The sequence below is a fragment of the Burkholderia cenocepacia genome (assembly GCF_900446215.1).
Taxonomy (GTDB): Bacteria; Pseudomonadota; Gammaproteobacteria; order Burkholderiales; family Burkholderiaceae; genus Burkholderia; species Burkholderia cenocepacia.
The window spans coordinates 1,058,369-1,072,918 of the sequence record NZ_UAQZ01000012.1 but is presented as its reverse complement, the minus strand read 5'-3'; the positions used below and the strand labels follow the sequence as shown (position 1 = coordinate 1,072,918).

The 14,550-nt window shown below is 65.4% G+C and carries 15 protein-coding genes; 4 read left to right on the top strand and 11 right to left on the bottom strand.

Annotated features, from left to right (window positions below; translation table 11 throughout):
- The 7 genes from DTA15_RS22560 to DTA15_RS22530 all read right to left on the bottom strand — a co-directional run.
- Positions 1-558: ABC transporter ATP-binding protein (locus DTA15_RS22560; protein ID WP_146774346.1), on the bottom strand; the 558-nt coding region annotated here is incomplete at its 3' end.
- Positions 558-1,334, bottom strand: a complete 777-nt coding sequence (locus DTA15_RS22555) for an ABC transporter ATP-binding protein (RefSeq protein ID WP_006478053.1) — start codon at positions 1,332-1,334, stop codon at positions 558-560. The genes DTA15_RS22555 and DTA15_RS22560, both read right to left, overlap by 1 nt.
- A 23-nt stretch (positions 1,335-1,357) precedes the next feature.
- The gene (locus DTA15_RS22550) at positions 1,358-2,527 is read right to left on the bottom strand and encodes an ABC transporter permease subunit (protein WP_006488940.1); all 1,170 of its coding nucleotides are present in this window, start codon (positions 2,525-2,527) and stop codon (positions 1,358-1,360) included.
- 19 nt (positions 2,528-2,546) lie between these two features.
- Positions 2,547-3,497 carry a branched-chain amino acid ABC transporter permease gene (locus DTA15_RS22545; protein ID WP_006488946.1) on the bottom strand — a complete coding sequence of 317 codons (951 nt, stop codon included), beginning with the start codon at positions 3,495-3,497 and terminating at the stop codon, positions 2,547-2,549.
- A gap of 211 nt (positions 3,498-3,708) precedes the next feature.
- A complete protein-coding gene (locus DTA15_RS22540; RefSeq protein ID WP_006488963.1) occupies positions 3,709-4,419 on the bottom strand; it encodes a hypothetical protein in 711 nt (236 codons plus the stop codon).
- A 204-nt stretch (positions 4,420-4,623) separates the two neighbouring features.
- Entirely contained in the window at positions 4,624-5,604 is a 981-nt protein-coding gene (ispH, locus tag DTA15_RS22535) for a 4-hydroxy-3-methylbut-2-enyl diphosphate reductase (protein ID WP_006488968.1), read from the bottom strand.
- 2 nt (positions 5,605-5,606) lie between these two features.
- On the bottom strand, positions 5,607-6,062 hold the full coding sequence (locus DTA15_RS22530; protein ID WP_006488950.1) for an FKBP-type peptidyl-prolyl cis-trans isomerase: 456 nt from the start codon (positions 6,060-6,062) through the stop codon (positions 5,607-5,609).
- Between the two features lie 280 nt (positions 6,063-6,342).
- Here DTA15_RS22530 and radC point away from each other — a divergent pair, with 280 nt between their 5' ends.
- The 4 genes from radC to nadB all read left to right on the top strand — a co-directional run bounded on the left by radC (position 6,343) and on the right by nadB (position 9,383).
- Positions 6,343-6,972, top strand: coding sequence for a RadC family protein (radC, locus tag DTA15_RS22520; protein ID WP_006488955.1), 630 nt, complete (start codon positions 6,343-6,345; stop codon positions 6,970-6,972).
- Between the two features lie 237 nt (positions 6,973-7,209).
- Positions 7,210-7,443 carry a 50S ribosomal protein L28 gene (rpmB, locus tag DTA15_RS22515; RefSeq protein ID WP_004186391.1) on the top strand — a complete coding sequence of 78 codons (234 nt, stop codon included), beginning with the start codon at positions 7,210-7,212 and terminating at the stop codon, positions 7,441-7,443.
- 17 nt (positions 7,444-7,460) lie between these two features.
- Positions 7,461-7,628 (top strand): 50S ribosomal protein L33, encoded by a 168-nt coding sequence (gene rpmG, locus DTA15_RS22510; protein WP_006488954.1) that lies wholly within the window; start codon positions 7,461-7,463, stop codon positions 7,626-7,628.
- Between the two features lie 168 nt (positions 7,629-7,796).
- Entirely contained in the window at positions 7,797-9,383 is a 1,587-nt protein-coding gene (gene nadB, locus DTA15_RS22505; RefSeq protein ID WP_006488962.1) for an L-aspartate oxidase, read from the top strand.
- 95 nt (positions 9,384-9,478) lie between these two features.
- Here nadB and nadC read toward each other — a convergent pair whose 3' ends face one another.
- The 4 genes from nadC to DTA15_RS22485 form a co-directional block, all read right to left on the bottom strand.
- A complete protein-coding gene (gene nadC / locus DTA15_RS22500; protein WP_006488948.1) occupies positions 9,479-10,360 on the bottom strand; it encodes a carboxylating nicotinate-nucleotide diphosphorylase in 882 nt (293 codons plus the stop codon).
- The gene (nadA, locus tag DTA15_RS22495) at positions 10,357-11,493 is read right to left on the bottom strand and encodes a quinolinate synthase NadA (RefSeq protein WP_006488941.1); all 1,137 of its coding nucleotides are present in this window, start codon (positions 11,491-11,493) and stop codon (positions 10,357-10,359) included. The genes nadC and nadA overlap by 4 nt, the downstream gene beginning before the upstream one ends.
- A 254-nt stretch (positions 11,494-11,747) precedes the next feature.
- Positions 11,748-12,944 (bottom strand): DesA family fatty acid desaturase, encoded by a 1,197-nt coding sequence (locus DTA15_RS22490; RefSeq protein WP_006491832.1) that lies wholly within the window; start codon positions 12,942-12,944, stop codon positions 11,748-11,750.
- Positions 12,945-13,159: 215 nt separating this feature from the next.
- Positions 13,160-14,542 carry a mechanosensitive ion channel family protein gene (locus DTA15_RS22485; RefSeq protein ID WP_006488952.1) on the bottom strand — a complete coding sequence of 461 codons (1,383 nt, stop codon included), beginning with the start codon at positions 14,540-14,542 and terminating at the stop codon, positions 13,160-13,162.
- Between the last annotated feature and the right edge of the window lie 8 nt (positions 14,543-14,550).

Here is a 14,550-nt window from a genome sequence, read left to right as displayed (position 1 = left end):
CTTCGAGATCTCGCGCACCACTTCGAAGATCTTCTCGACCATGATCGGCGACAAGCCCATCGACGGCTCGTCGAGCAGCAGCAGCTTCGGCTTGGAGAGGATCGCGCGCGACATCGCCAGCATCTGCTGCTCGCCGCCCGACAACGTGCCCGCGAGCTGCGTCGCCCGCTCCTTCAGGCGCGGGAAGAAGCCGAACATCCGGTCGACGTCCTTCTTGATCTGCTCGTTGTCGTTGCGCAGGTACGCGCCCATCTGCATGTTCTCGATGATCGACATCCGCGCGAAGATCCCGCGGCCTTCCGGCACCATCGCGAGGCCGCGCTTGAGCAGTTCGTGCGGCGGGATGCCCTTGATCGACTTGCCGTCGTACTCGATGTCGCCCGCCGAGTACGGCTTCAGGCCGGTGATCGCCTTCATCGTCGTGGTCTTGCCGGCGCCGTTCGCACCGATCAGCGTCACGAGCTCGCCCTGACGGACTTCCATGTCAACGCCCTTGACGGCCTGAATGCCGCCGTAGTTGACCTGCAAGCCCTTGATTTTCAACATTGCCGCTGCCATCAGTGCACCCCTGCGCCGAGATATGCCTCAATCACCTTCGGATTCTTCTGCACGTCCTGCGGCAGACCCTCGGCGATCACCTTGCCGTAATCGAGCACCGTCATCCGGTTGCACAACCCCATCACGAGCTTCACGTCGTGCTCGATCAGGAGAATCGTGCGGCCGTCCGAGCGGATCTTGTCGAGCAGGCGCGTGAGTTCGACCTTCTCGGTCGCGTTCATCCCGGCCGCCGGCTCGTCGAGCGCGAGCAGCTTCGGGTCGGTCGCGAGCGCGCGGGCGATTTCGAGACGACGCTGGTGACCGTACGACAGGTTGCGCGACGTGTAGTCCGCGTACTGCAGCACGCCGACGTATTCGAGCAGCTCGATCGCGCGCTCCTTGATCTCGCGCTCTTCCTGGCGTTCGGCCGGCGTCTGGAACACCGCGCCCAGCAGACCGTGCTTGGTGCGCACGTGGCGGCCCACCATCACGTTCTCGAGCGCCGTCATCCCGCCGAACAGGCGGATGTTCTGGAACGTGCGCGCGATGCCGGCCTTGGCCACCTGGTGCACGGCCGTCGGCGTGTAGTTCGTGCCGTCCAGCTTGAAGTCGCCGGAGTCGGGCGTGTAGAGGCCCGTGATCACGTTGAAGAACGTCGTCTTGCCGGCCCCGTTCGGGCCGATCAGACCGTAGATCTCGCCTTCGCGGATCTGCAGGCCGACGTCGGACAGTGCCTGCAGCCCGCCGAAGCGCTTGTTCACGCCCGAGACGGACAGTCGGATTTGCTTGTCGCTCATGTGTGTATCCCCTTGTCCGTAGGTTAAGCGCGCACCGGCTTCTTGCTGTTGCGCTTCGCCAGTTTCGCGATCTTGTCCTCATGCTTCGGCGCGGGCCACAGGCCTTCCGAGCGGTACAGCATGATGATCACCATCGCGAGGCCGTACAGCGCCTGACGGATCACTTCGGTATCGACGATGTCGTGACCGAACAGCGCGTGCTGCAGCGGGCTCATCGTCGAGCGCAGGAATTCCGGGAAGATCGCGAGCAGCACCGCGCCCAGGATCACGCCCGGGATGTGGCCCATGCCGCCGAGCACCACGCAGGCGAGCACGACGATCGATTCCCAGAACGTGAACGACTCGGGCGACACGAAGCCCTGGAACGCGCCGAACATCGAGCCCGACAGGCCGCCGAACGACGCGCCCATCGCGAACGCGAGCAGCTTCACGTTACGGGTGTTGATGCCCATCGCCTTCGCGGCGATTTCGTCTTCGCGGATCGCGGCCCACGCGCGGCCGATACGCGAGTGCTGCAGACGCGTACACACCCAGATCACCAGCAGCGAGCAGAGCACGAACAGGTAGTAGTACATGTACACCGACGGCAGCTGGAAGCCGAACAGCGTATGCGTCTGCGACAGGTTGAAGCCGCCGACGTGCACCGGATCGATGCCCGTGATCCCCTTCGGGCCGTTGGTGATGTTCACCGGACGGTCGAGGTTGTTCATGAAGATCCGGACGATTTCACCGAAGCCGAGCGTGACGATCGCCAGGTAGTCGCCGCGCAGGCGCAGCGTCGGCGCGCCGAGCAGGATCCCGAAGGTCGCCGCCAGCGCCATCGCGATCGGCACGATCAGCAGGAACGGCACGTGCAGGCCGTTCGGCGCGAGCGCCGCGATCCACTCGAACTGCGAGGTCAGGTGCGGCGAGCTCAGCAGCGCCGCCGTGTAGGCGCCCACCGCGTAGAACGCGATGTAGCCCAGGTCGAGCAGGCCGGCGAAGCCGACCACCACGTTCAGGCCCAGCGCGAGCATCACGTACAGCATCGCGAAGTCGAGCACGCGGACCCAGTAGTTGCCGCCGGCCGAGCCGATCACGATCGGCGCGGCGATCACGAGGACGGCAGTGAGGAGGCCGATGACGACGGTCTTGGCGGTGTTGCGCTCTTCGACCAGCGACGTCGACGATTCGATCGGTTGAATGGATGTCATGTTGTTTGCTCCCCTTCCGTTACGCGCGGTCCGCGACACGTTCGCCCAGCAGGCCCGACGGACGGAACACCAGCACGATGATCAGCACGATGAAGGCGAACACGTCCTGGTAGTTGCTGCCGAATACGCCACCCGTGAGGTTGCCGATGTAGCCGGCCCCGAGCTGCTCGATCAGGCCGAGCAGCACGCCGCCGACCATCGCGCCGCCGAGGTTGCCGATCCCGCCGAGCACCGCCGCGGTAAACGCCTTCATGCCGGGGATGAAGCCCATGTAGAAGTGCACGTTGCCGTATTCGGACGCGATCATCACGCCGGCCAGCGCGGCGAGCGCGGAGCCGATCATGAACGTCGCCGAGATCACGAAGTTCGGGTTCACGCCCATCAGGCTTGCCGTATTCGGGCTTTCGGCGATCGCGCGCATCGCGCGGCCGAGCTTGGTCTTGTGCACGAGCAGCAGCAGACCGCCCATCACGATGAACGCGACCGCGATGATCACGATTTCCGTGACCGAGATCACGGCGCCGGGCGTCGTGTCGGTCGCCTTGATCACGTTGATCGGGTCGGTCGGCAGCAATTGCGGGAACGGCAGCGGGTTGCGCGACCAGATGATCATCGCAGCCGTCTGCAGCAGGATCGACACGCCGATCGCGGTGATCAGCGGCGCGAGACGCGGCGCGCGGCGCAGCGGCCGGTACGCGACGCGTTCGATCGTGAAGCCGACGAACGCACAGACGACCGCGGCGATGCCCAGGCCGATCGTCAGCGTCGCGACGTTGCCGAGTCCGGGAAAGTGGTTCTGCAGCACGGTGATGGCCGACAGCGCAACCATCGCGCCGATCATCAGCACGTCGCCGTGCGCGAAGTTGATGATGCCGAGAATGCCGTACACCATCGTGTATCCCAACGCGATGATGGCGTACACACTGCCGAGCACCAGCCCGTTGAGAACCTGCTGGACGAAAATATCCATTTAAAGCTCCTTGGCCCGTGCTGCCGGAGGACGTTGCGCCCCGCGGGTAAGCGAGGAATCGCGCCTTCTCGGCGACACTGCGGGTACTAGTCGATACCGGTAAGGGTGGATCGTCCCGGCGCGCGCCGCCCGGCCTGTACGGCCGGACCTGCCGCCGGAGCGGATACAAAAACGGCACCGCACTGTTCCGGTGCCGTCATGAGTCCCGTCGCTAAATCGTCACGACATCGAGGACGGTGTTCGTGGCCTCCTTGAAGTCGTGGGGCAGCATGCCGAGACGGCCGTCGTCCGGTTTCCCGGCATCCGTGCCTTGGCCCGTCCGGCGCCGCGCAAGCAGCGCGCCCGGACGGATCGGATTCCGCGCCGCGTCGCCCGGCAGGGCGTTGCGGCAGTCGCGCCCGACTTTCGTCAGGACTGCATCGGAATCCATCGTACGAACCAGACTGCGCGTCACGACACGGTCGGTCGCGGCGGCGCGCTGTTTCGTCGAATCGAATTGAAGGGGGGACAGTGGCTTCGGCACGCTGCCGGCAACGCCGCGATCGTCCGGCATCCGTCGACCGGCGGCTTGCCGCGACGCAGTCTGCATGCCCGCTGCCCGGCCCGTCGTCAGGCCAAGCGCGTTGATGTCCTCGATCGTCAAACCTGCCCCGTTTTCCTTGTCCCTGCCCAGTTGCGCGATACGGCGCGCCGATGGCGCCGCACGTCCGGCTCCGGCGACGCGCACGCCGCTGGCCGATGATGCCGCGATTACCGCAGCGTCCCTGCCCGCCCCGTCGTCGCTCTTTTTGCTGCAGCCGGCAAGCATTGCAACCGGTGCGGCGACGGACACGGCGTAAGCCAACTTCACATGCATTGAATGGTCTCCCGCGCCTTGCCAAAACCCGATTTCAAAGCCATTCCGGCTTGAAAACGGGCGCATTGTAACTCCATTTATAGGACGCCAATAATCCTGATTCGATGGGGTTTTCCTGCATTGCAACCAATTTTGAGAAACGATTGGATGAGGCGGGAGCAACCGGGTTGCACCATGATTGGGAATAATGGTTGCGATTACAATTTCGAGACACCAAAAAAAAGCGCGCCGGGAGGCGCGCTTCGGTGTTCCGCGGGTGCGATGCGGCAATCAGGCGGCGGGCGGCAGGTTCAACCCGCGCGGCAGCGGAAACGACACGTTTTCCTCGATGCCGTCGAGTGCGCGGACGTTGCGCACGCCGAGCTCGCGCAGCCGCGCGATCACGGCCTGGGCGAGCACCTCGGGCGCCGACGCACCGGCCGTCACGCCGATGCGGCGCTTGCCGGCGACCCACGCCGGATCGATCTGGTCCGGTGCATCGACCATGTACGCGGCCACGCCGCGCTTCTCGGCCACTTCGCGCAGCCGGCTCGAGTTCGAGCTGTTCGGACTACCGACCACGATCACGACATCGCATTGCGGCGCCATGAACTTCACCGCGTCCTGGCGGTTCTGCGTCGCGTAGCAGATGTCCTGCTTCTTCGGCTCGCGGATCTTCGGATACTTTGCCTTCAGCGCGCCGATGATCTCGGCCGCGTCGTCAACGGACAGCGTCGTCTGCGTGACGAGCGCGATGCGCTCGGGATCGGCGAGCTCGAGCTTCTGCACGTCCTCGACACTTTCGACGAGGTGCATGCCGCGCTCGACCTGGCCCATCGTGCCTTCGACTTCGGGATGGCCCTTGTGGCCGATCATCACGATGTCGACGCCGTCCTGGCGCATCTTCGCCACTTCGACGTGCACCTTCGTGACGAGCGGGCAGGTTGCGTCGTAAATGCGCAGCCCGCGCACGTCGGCCTCGTCGCGCACGGCCTTCGACACGCCGTGCGCACTGAAGATCACGGTGTTGCCGGCCGGCACTTCCTCGAGTTCCTCGACGAAGATCGCGCCCTTCTTTTTCAGATCCTCGACCACGTACTTGTTGTGGACGATTTCGTGACGCACGTAGATCGGCGCACCGTGCATCGCGATGGCGCGCTCGACGATCTCGATCGCGCGATCGACACCCGCGCAGAAACCGCGCGGCTGGGCCAGCAGGATTTCGGCGTCGGCGGCGACGGTCTGCCCGGACAGCGTATCGGTGGTACTCATGATTACAGGATTCCGATGATTTTCACTTCGAACGTGAGCGCCTGGCCCGCGAGCGGATGATTGAAGTCGAATAGCGCCGAGGTCTCGCTGACTTCCTTCAGCACCCCCGCGTAGCGACCGCCATCCGGTGCGTTGAACTCGATGAGTTCGCCCGGCGTGAAATCGTCGCCGACCATCCCGTTCTCGCGCAGCGTCGACAGCGTCACGCGCTGGAGCATGTCGGGATTGCGGGGGCCGAACCCCTGATCGGGGGCTAGCTGAAAAGTCGAATGGTCGCCGACCCGGAGCCCGAGCAGAATCTGTTCCAGCGACGGCGCCAGTTGCCCCGCGCCCAGCAACAGCGTGGCCGGCTTGTCCGAAAAGGTGTTGACGATGTCGGCGCCGTCGGCCAGTGCCAGCCGGTAATGCAACGTGACGTGGGAACCGGGCTTCACTTCGGATAGATCGATGAGGCTCATGAATTACTCGTTCAGTCGGCGCCCGCTACGGCCGAATGGCCCGGCGCAAAGCCAATATTGTAAGTCACCTGAGCGTGCAAGGCGGAAAGTGCGACGACGTTGCGCACGCCGCCCGCCGCCAATGGAGTTCCGACCATGCTGTCACCCTGCCTCATCGCGCCGCCGGCCGAATGCCGCGACACCGCCGACACGCCGGCCGATCCGCCCGGCCGCGTGATCCCGATCAACCGGCGCAGGCGCCGCCCGGGCGACTGGCGGCCCGAGCGGGCCACGCGAGCGATTGCTGGAGCGCGGGCCGGCCGCGCTGACCGACGACGAGCTGATCGCGCTGCTGCTCGGCACCGGCAAGCCCGGTCACGACGTCTTCGTCACCGCCCGCGCACTGGTCGAGCAGTTCGGCACGTTGCGCGGGCTGCTCGAAGCGAGCGCCGACGATTTCGAGGCGTACCCCGGCATCGGCCCCGCACGCTCCGCGCGGCTCGTCGCGGTCACCGAGATCGCGCGGCGCATGCTGGTGGAGAAAGCGGAAGAACGGATGCCGATCGACTCGCCCGGCGCGGTCGAGGATTGCTTGCGACTGAAGATCGGCACGCGCCAGTACGAAGTGTTCATCGCGGTCTATCTGGATGCGCGCAACCGTCTGATCGACATGGAGGAAATCGCGCGCGGCTCGCTCACCCGCATGGCCGTCTATCCGCGCGAGATCGTGCGCCGCGCGATGAAGCACAACGCCGCGGCGCTGATCGTCGCGCACAATCATCCGTCGGGCGCGGTACAGCCGAGCGCGGAAGACCGCCGCCTGACCCGCGTGCTGAAAGACGCGCTCGAGCTCGTCGACGTGCGGCTGCTCGATCACGTCGTCGTCGGGGTCAGCGATACTTTCTCGTTCGCGCGGGCCGGTTGGCTGTAGACTGTGGCGCGGCGGCCCGTCCCAGGGCGCCGCAACGACGAAGCGAAATTGGGTTTGATTTTTCTGAACTTTTTCTGCTAGAATCGTCGTCTGTCTTTTTTCCAACCAGTTCTAGCCATCGAAGGGCCTTGTCTGTAAGGGCTACGGCGTTCTGAGTGCAGCCATGGATCACGTGGCGGTGCGATGGAACCTTCACCGGCGATCGAACCCCGAATTTAGCGTATTAGGAGTGCTCTCATGGCACGCGTATGCCAAGTAACTGGGAAAGCGCCGATGAGCGGCAACAACGTTTCCCACGCCAACAACAAGACGAAGCGTCGCTTCCTCCCGAACCTGCAGAACCGCCGGTTCTGGGTTGAGAGCGAAAACCGCTGGGTGCGCCTGCGCGTCTCGAACGCCGGCCTGCGCCTGATCGACAAGAACGGCATCGATTCCGTGCTCGCTGACCTGCGCGCACGCGGCGAAGCCTAAGCCCAAGGAGCACAATCATGGCAAAAGGCGCCCGCGACAAGATCAAGCTCGAGTCGACCGCTGGTACGGGTCACTTCTACACGACCACGAAGAACAAGCGCAACATGCCGGAAAAGATGGCGATCAAGAAGTTCGATCCCGTCGTCCGCAAGCGCGTTGAATACAAAGAAACCAAGATCAAGTAATCTCCGGTTTCTGCCAGCCTGACGGCGACCGAAAAGCCCCGCACATGCGGGGCTTTTTGTTTTGCGCGGTTTTGCGCGCACGCGTGAGCCCGACGCGGTATGCTCTCCCCTTTCCGCGGCCGCGGTCGACGGAACGCAAGATCAAAAGCGTAACGATGGAGATGCAGCATGAAATTCGACGTGGCGATCGTCGGCAGCGGCCTGGCAGGGCTGTCGGTCGCACTCAATCTGGCCAGCACGCGACGTGTCGCGCTGATCGCGAAACGTTCGATGATGGAGGGGGCGAGCGATAACGCGCAGGGGGGCATCGCGGCGGTCCTCGACTCGGCGGACAGCATCGAGAACCACGTCGACGACACGCTGGTCGCCGGTGGCGGCCTCTGCGACGAAGGCGCGACGCGCTACATCGTCGAGCACGGCCGCGAAGCCATCGAATGGCTGATCTCGCAAGGCGTGCCGTTCACGAAGGACGACGCGGCCGAACTCGGCTTTCACCTGACGCGCGAAGGCGGCCACAGCCATCGCCGGATCATCCATGCGGCCGATGCGACCGGCCATGCGGTGCTCGCGACGCTGTCGGCGCGCGCGCGCCAGCATCCGAACATCACGTTCTTCGAAAATCATCACGCGATCGACCTGATCACGTCGGATCGGCTCGGCCTGCCCGGCCGCCGCTGTCACGGCCTGTATGCGCTCGACGTCGACAACGACCGCACGATCACGATCGAGGCGCCGCACACGGTGCTCGCCACCGGCGGCGCCGGCAAGGTCTACCTGTACACGACGAACCCCGACACCGCGACCGGCGACGGCATCGCGATGGCGTGGCGTGCCGGCTGCCGCGTGTCGAACATGGAATTCATCCAGTTCCACCCGACCTGCCTGTTCCATCCGTACGCGAAATCGTTTCTGATTTCGGAAGCCGTGCGCGGCGAAGGCGGCCTGCTGAAGCTGCCTGACGGCACGCGCTTCATGCCGTCGCACGATCCGCGCGCCGAACTCGCGCCGCGCGACATCGTCGCGCGCGCGATCGACTTCGAGATCAAGAAGCGCGGGATCGACTGCGTGTATCTCGACATCAGCCATCAGCCGGAAGCGTTCCTGCGCGAACATTTCCCGACGATCCATGCGCGCTGCCTCGAATTCGGCATCGATATCGCGAAAGAACCGATCCCGGTCGTGCCGGCCGCGCACTATACGTGCGGCGGGGTCGTCACCGATCTCGCCGGACGCACCGACCTCGCCGGCCTGTACGCGGTCGGCGAAACCTCGTACACGGGGCTGCACGGCGCGAACCGGCTCGCGAGCAACTCGCTGCTCGAATGTCTCGTGATCGGCCGCGCGGCAGCCGAGGCGATCGAGGCGGCCGGCTTCGACGCCGACACGCCGGCCGCGCTGCCCGCGTGGGACGAAAGCCGCGTGTCGGACGCGGACGAGGAAGTCGTCGTGGCCCACAACTGGGACGAACTGCGCCGCCTGATGTGGAACTACGTCGGCATCGTGCGCACCGACAAGCGCCTCGAGCGCGCGAAACATCGCCTGTCGCTGCTGCGCGACGAGATCCACGAGTACTACGCGAACTTCCGCGTGACGCGCGATCTGCTCGAACTGCGCAACCTCGTCGACGTGGCAACGCTGATCGTGAAAAGCGCGCACTCGCGCCGCGAAAGCCGCGGGCTGCACTACAGCCGCGACTGGCCGCATACGCTGCCGAAAGCATTGCCGAGCGTGCTCACGCCGCGCGTGCGCCGCTGAGCGGCGCGCCGCCCTTCCGCGGCCGCAGCAGCACAAGAAAAAAGCCGTTGGCGCTTGCGCGCCAACGGCTTTTTGTCTGATCGGATGATGTTCGGTCAGTCGACGATCCGCATCGAATAATCCGTCGCCCGCACATCCTTCGTCAGCGCGCCGATCGAGATGCGATCGACGCCCGTCTCCGCGAACGTGCGGACCGTCTCGAAATTGACGCCGCCCGAGACTTCGAGCACGGCCTTGCCATCCGCCACGCGCACCGCTTCGCGCATCATGTCGAGCGTGAAGTTGTCGAGCAGCACCGACTGCGCGCCGTGCGCGAGCGCCGTGTCGAGCTGCGCGAGCGTCTCGACTTCGACCTGCACGGGCACGCCCGATTTCAGCGCGAACGCCGCATCGAGCGCCTCGCCGACACCGCCTGCCGCCGCGATGTGGTTCTCCTTGATCAGGATGCCGTCGTACAGCGCGAGACGCTGGTTCTCGCCGCCGCCGACCCGGACCGCATACTTCTGCGCGAGCCGCAGCCCCGGCAACGTCTTGCGCGTATCGAGGATCTTCGCGCGCGTGCCTTCGACGCGATCGACGTAACGGCGCGTCGCCGTCGCGACGCCCGACAGCAACTGCAGGAAGTTCAGCCCGTTGCGCTCGGCCGTCAGCAGCGCGCGTGCCGGCCCCTCGAGTTCGCAGACGGTCGAGTCGGCCGTCATCCGGTCGCCTTCGCGATAGCGCCAGTGGACGACGATCGACGGATCGATCCGTGCGATCACGGCCTCGAACCACGGTACGCCGCACAGCACGGCTTCCTCGCGCACGATGATCCGCGCGCGGCGGTGCTCGCCGGCCGGCACGAGCCGCCCGGTCTGGTCGCCGGCACCGACGTCTTCGGCGATCGCATCGGCCACGTTGCGCGCGATCGCTTCGTCGAATGCCGCGCCGTACTGCGCGCGGACGGCTTCGAACAGCGGGGATACGGCGTTGCTCATGCGGCCCCCACGTTCGCGAACAATTGCTGGTCGCGCTGCAGGTCGCCGCTCGCCTGCACGCGCTTCTTGTGCGCAGCCGCGAATTCGAGCATCCGGTCGATCGGCAAACGCGCGCGCTCGCCGATCGCGGGATCGACGAAGATCTCGTTGTGACCGCGTTCGAGCACGTCGGCGAGGTTCGCGAGGCCGTTCATCGCCATCCACGGGCAATGCGCGCAGCTCTTGCAGGTCGCGCTGTTGCCGGCCGTCGGCGCGGCGATGAAGGTCTTGCCGGGCGCGGCAAGCTGCATCTTGTGCAGGATGCCGAGATCGGTCGCGACGATGAAGCGGGTCGCGTCGAACTTGACGGCCGCGTCGATCAGTTGCGTGGTCGAGCCGACGACATCGGCCTGCGCCACGACGTTTTCCGGCGACTCGGGATGGACGAGCACCTTCGCGTCCGGATATTCGGCGCGCAGCAGGTCGAGCTCGATGCCCTTGAACTCGTCGTGGACGAGGCACGAGCCCTGCCACAGCAGCATGTCCGCGCCGGTTTTTTTCTGGATGTAGCTGCCGAGATGGCGGTCCGGCGCCCAGATGATCTTTTCGCCGCGCGCGTGCAGGTCGGCCACGATCTCGAGGCCGATCGACGACGTGACCATCCAGTCCGCGCGCGCCTTCACGGCCGCGCTGGTGTTCGCGTAGACGACGACGGTACGGTCGGGATGCGCATCGCAGAACGCCGAGAATTCGTCGACCGGGCAGCCGAGGTCGAGCGAGCAGGTCGCGTCGAGATCGGGCATCAGGATCCGTTTGCTCGGGCTCAGGATCTTCGCGGTTTCGCCCATGAAGCGCACGCCGGCGACGACCAGCGTCTGCGCGTCGTGATCGCGGCCGAAGCGCGCCATTTCGAGCGAATCCGCCACGCAGCCGCCCGTTTCGTCGGCCAGTTCCTGCAGTTCGGCGTCCACGTAGTAGTGGGCGACCAGCACGGCCTTTTCACGGGCGAGCAACGCCTTGATGCGTGCTTTCAGCGCAGCGCGCTCCTCGGCGGACGGCGCATCGGGCACCTTGGCCCATGCCTGCCCCACGCCGCACACGGTCCCGGCTGCGACGGGCCGGTCGTACTCGACGGGTTTGATCGTCGATTGCATCTCCATATCTCCTGTCGATCAGCGTTGGCGCTTGAGCGCTTACCCTGATCCCATGCTACGCGGTCGATCGGCGTTGGCGCGTTCGCGCCTGCACCGATCCCATCCCTTTCATTCGCCCCGGGACACCACCCGCCACGGCCCCAAGCGTCAGACAAATCCCGGCCCGCCGACGCGCTTCACAAACCGGCGGCCCAAATGAAAAAACCCCGCCAACGCGGGGTTTGTGACGTCCTGAGATTCTAATCGATTTCGAATCAGGCGTAGCGACGCAGACGCGTCGCGAATTCCTGCAGCGCCTTGATGCCGCTTTGTTCTGCGCGATGGCACCAATCCTGCAATTGCGCGAGAAGCTGTTCGCGCGACGCAGTCGAACGGTCCCAGATCGCGGCCAGATCCTGGCGCAGCTGGAAGTACGTATGCAGCTTCTGGCTGTTCGCGAAGATTTCCGGCAGCAGCTTCTTCTGCGGCTCGTCGAGACCGTCGGCGTCCTTGTGGAACCACTTGCGGGCACCGCGCATCAACTGGTACTTCTCGCTCGAACCGAGTTCCTTCAGGTGCGCGAGCTCCTGGCGGTACGCACGCTTCACGGCCTTGCCGTAGCTCGCCATCACTTCGTAGCGGTTCGACAGCACGGCCTGCAGCGTTTCCTGGTCGAGCACCGTCTTCGGCTTGTTCAGGCGCGGCGTCGGCGCGACCTTCTTCACCTTCGCGAGACCGAAGGCCGACATGATGCGGATGTACATCCAGCCGATGTCGAACTCGTACCACTTGTTCGACAGCTTCGCCGACGTCGCGAACGTGTGGTGGTTGTTGTGCAGCTCTTCGCCGCCGATCACGATGCCCCACGGGAACAGGTTCGTGCTCGCGTCGGCCGAGTTGAAGTTGCGATAGCCCCAGAAGTGACCGAAGCCGTTGACGACACCGGCCGCCCAGAACGGGATCCACACCATCTGCACGGCCCAGACGGTCAGGCCGAGCACGCCGAACAGCGCGACGTCGATCACCATCATCAGGCTCACGCCGAGGATCGGGTACTTCGAGTAGAGGTTGCGTTCGATCCAGTCGTTCGGCGTGCCGTGGCTGAACTTGCGCATCGTCTCTTCGTTCTTCGCTTCCGCGCGATACAGCTCGGCGCCCTCGAGGAACACCTTCCAGATGCCGCGCGTCTGCGGGCTGTGCGGATCTTCCTCGGTCTCGCACTTCGCATGGTGCTTGCGGTGAATCGCGGCCCACTGGCCGGTCAGCATGCCGGTGGTCATCCACAGCCAGAGACGGAAGAAGTGGCTCGCGATCGGATGCAGCTCCAGCGCGCGGTGCGCCTGGCAGCGATGCAGGTAGACCGTCACACCGATGATCGTGACGTGCGTGACGGCGAGCGCGAACAGCGCGACCTGCCACCACGAAAAATGCAGGAGCCCGTGGGAAAGAAAATCGAGCAGGGAATTCAACAAGGCAGTTACCTGTGATGAGAGCGACGCCGCACCGGCGTCAGAAGAATGAAAGCATACCGCGTGTAGACCAGAATTTTACTTCAACCGTTCCAAGTCTTTGTAAAAAATGAATATTTTCTTGCCCTGACGCAATCCGCGCGGTCCACGGCCGGACTGGGAAAGGCCCGCGATCCGGTTCCGACCGCGGAATCGGTACGATTGACCGCCCGCACCCGCTACGCGGCCGGCGCGCGCCCGTCCAGCGCACCGTTGGCGGCGGCCGAATCGTGCCCGGCCGCCACGCCGGCCGCGGCGAAGCCGTCCGGCAACCCGACCACGCGCACTTCGCGCTGCGGAAACGGAATCGAAATCCCGTGCTCGCTGAAGAGCCGCCAGATGTTGCGGTTCACGCTCGAACGCACGCCCGACGTGCCCTTCGCCGAATCCTCGATCCAGAAGCCGAGCTCCAGGTCGATCCCGTCCGCGCCGAAACTCACGAGGTACGGGGTGGGCGCCGGCTCGGCCAGCACGCGCGGCACGTCCTTCGCCGCGTCGGCGAGCAACGCGAGCGCCTGCTCGACGTCGCTCGTGTACGCCACCTGCACCGCCACCTTCGCATAGCCGCGCGTCAGGTACGACGACTGGTTCTGCACGACGTCGGTGATCAGCTTCTCGTTCGGGATCAGCGTCTCGTTGCCGTCGAGGCCGCGCACGACCGTGTAGCGCGTGCGGATCTGGGTGACCACGCCCTGCAGCCCGCCGACGCTGATCGCATCGCCGAGCCGCAGCGAGCGGTCGAGCAGGATGATGAAGCCCGACACGTAGTTGCTGGCGATCTTCTGCAGCCCGAACCCGAGGCCGACGCCGACCGCGCCGCCGAACACGCCGAGCACCGTCACGTCGATGCCGACGAGCGACAGCCCGATCAGGATCGCCGCGAACACGAGCAGCGCGCGGCCGACCCGCGACAGCACGACCTTCAGGTTCGCGTCGAGCGTGCTCGCGCGCGACAGGCGATCCTCGAGCACCGAGCCGAGCCACATCGCGACCATCAGCGTCACGCACACCCACAGCGCGCCGGAAATCACCGACAGCAGCGTGAGGTGCGCGGTCGCGACGCGGAACTGCACGCTGTCGAGCCAGCCGAGCACGTCGCGCTGGATGCCGAGCACGGTCATCACCATCGCGGCCCACACGACGGTCGACACGATCTTCTCGACGATCGACAGCCATGCGTGCGTGTGGCCGTCACGCGCGAACACGCGCCGCGCGAAGAAGAACAGCACGTAGATCAGCCCGATGCCGAACAGCGGCACGAGCGCGAGCGACAGCAGCGACGTCGACATGAACGGGTCGAACGCGAGCTGCGCACCGCCGACGAACACGCTGCCGAACAGCGGAAACAACGCGCGCTTGAGGCTTTGCGCGCCCGCGCCCGGCGCGCGTCCGGCCGCCCGGCGCCGCGCATCGATCCGGCCGTGCACGAAGCGCGCGGCGACCCACGCGAAACACAGCGCACCGACGAGGATCGCCGCCTGCCAGATCATCACCGGCTGGTGGAAATCGCGAATCACCGAGGCCAGCCGGTGCGACAGCAGGCGGCTCTGCAGGTTCTCCATCGTCCGTC

What these genes read in the sequence shown, in the direction of transcription:
- DTA15_RS22555 (WP_006478053.1), bottom strand. Translation starts at nt 1,334, where the DNA reads ATGAGCGACAAGCAAATCCGACTGTCCGTCTCGGGCGTGAACAAGCGC.
- DTA15_RS22530 (WP_006488950.1), bottom strand. Translation starts at nt 6,062, where the DNA reads ATGAGCCTCATCGATCTATCCGAAGTGAAGCCCGGTTCCCACGTCACG.
- DTA15_RS22550 (WP_006488940.1), bottom strand. Translation starts at nt 2,527, where the DNA reads ATGACATCCATTCAACCGATCGAATCGTCGACGTCGCTGGTCGAAGAG.
- ispH (WP_006488968.1), bottom strand. Translation starts at nt 5,604, where the DNA reads ATGAGTACCACCGATACGCTGTCCGGGCAGACCGTCGCCGCCGACGCC.
- nadC (WP_006488948.1), bottom strand. Translation starts at nt 10,360, where the DNA reads ATGAGCAACGCCGTATCCCCGCTGTTCGAAGCCGTCCGCGCGCAGTAC.
- DTA15_RS22545 (WP_006488946.1), bottom strand. Translation starts at nt 3,497, where the DNA reads ATGGATATTTTCGTCCAGCAGGTTCTCAACGGGCTGGTGCTCGGCAGT.
- nadB (WP_006488962.1), top strand. Translation starts at nt 7,797, where the DNA reads ATGAAATTCGACGTGGCGATCGTCGGCAGCGGCCTGGCAGGGCTGTCG.
- rpmG (WP_006488954.1), top strand. Translation starts at nt 7,461, where the DNA reads ATGGCAAAAGGCGCCCGCGACAAGATCAAGCTCGAGTCGACCGCTGGT.
- DTA15_RS22540 (WP_006488963.1), bottom strand. Translation starts at nt 4,419, where the DNA reads ATGCGCCCGTTTTCAAGCCGGAATGGCTTTGAAATCGGGTTTTGGCAA.
- rpmB (WP_004186391.1), top strand. Translation starts at nt 7,210, where the DNA reads ATGGCACGCGTATGCCAAGTAACTGGGAAAGCGCCGATGAGCGGCAAC.
- DTA15_RS22485 (WP_006488952.1), bottom strand. Translation starts at nt 14,542, where the DNA reads ATGGAGAACCTGCAGAGCCGCCTGCTGTCGCACCGGCTGGCCTCGGTG.
- nadA (WP_006488941.1), bottom strand. Translation starts at nt 11,493, where the DNA reads ATGCAATCGACGATCAAACCCGTCGAGTACGACCGGCCCGTCGCAGCC.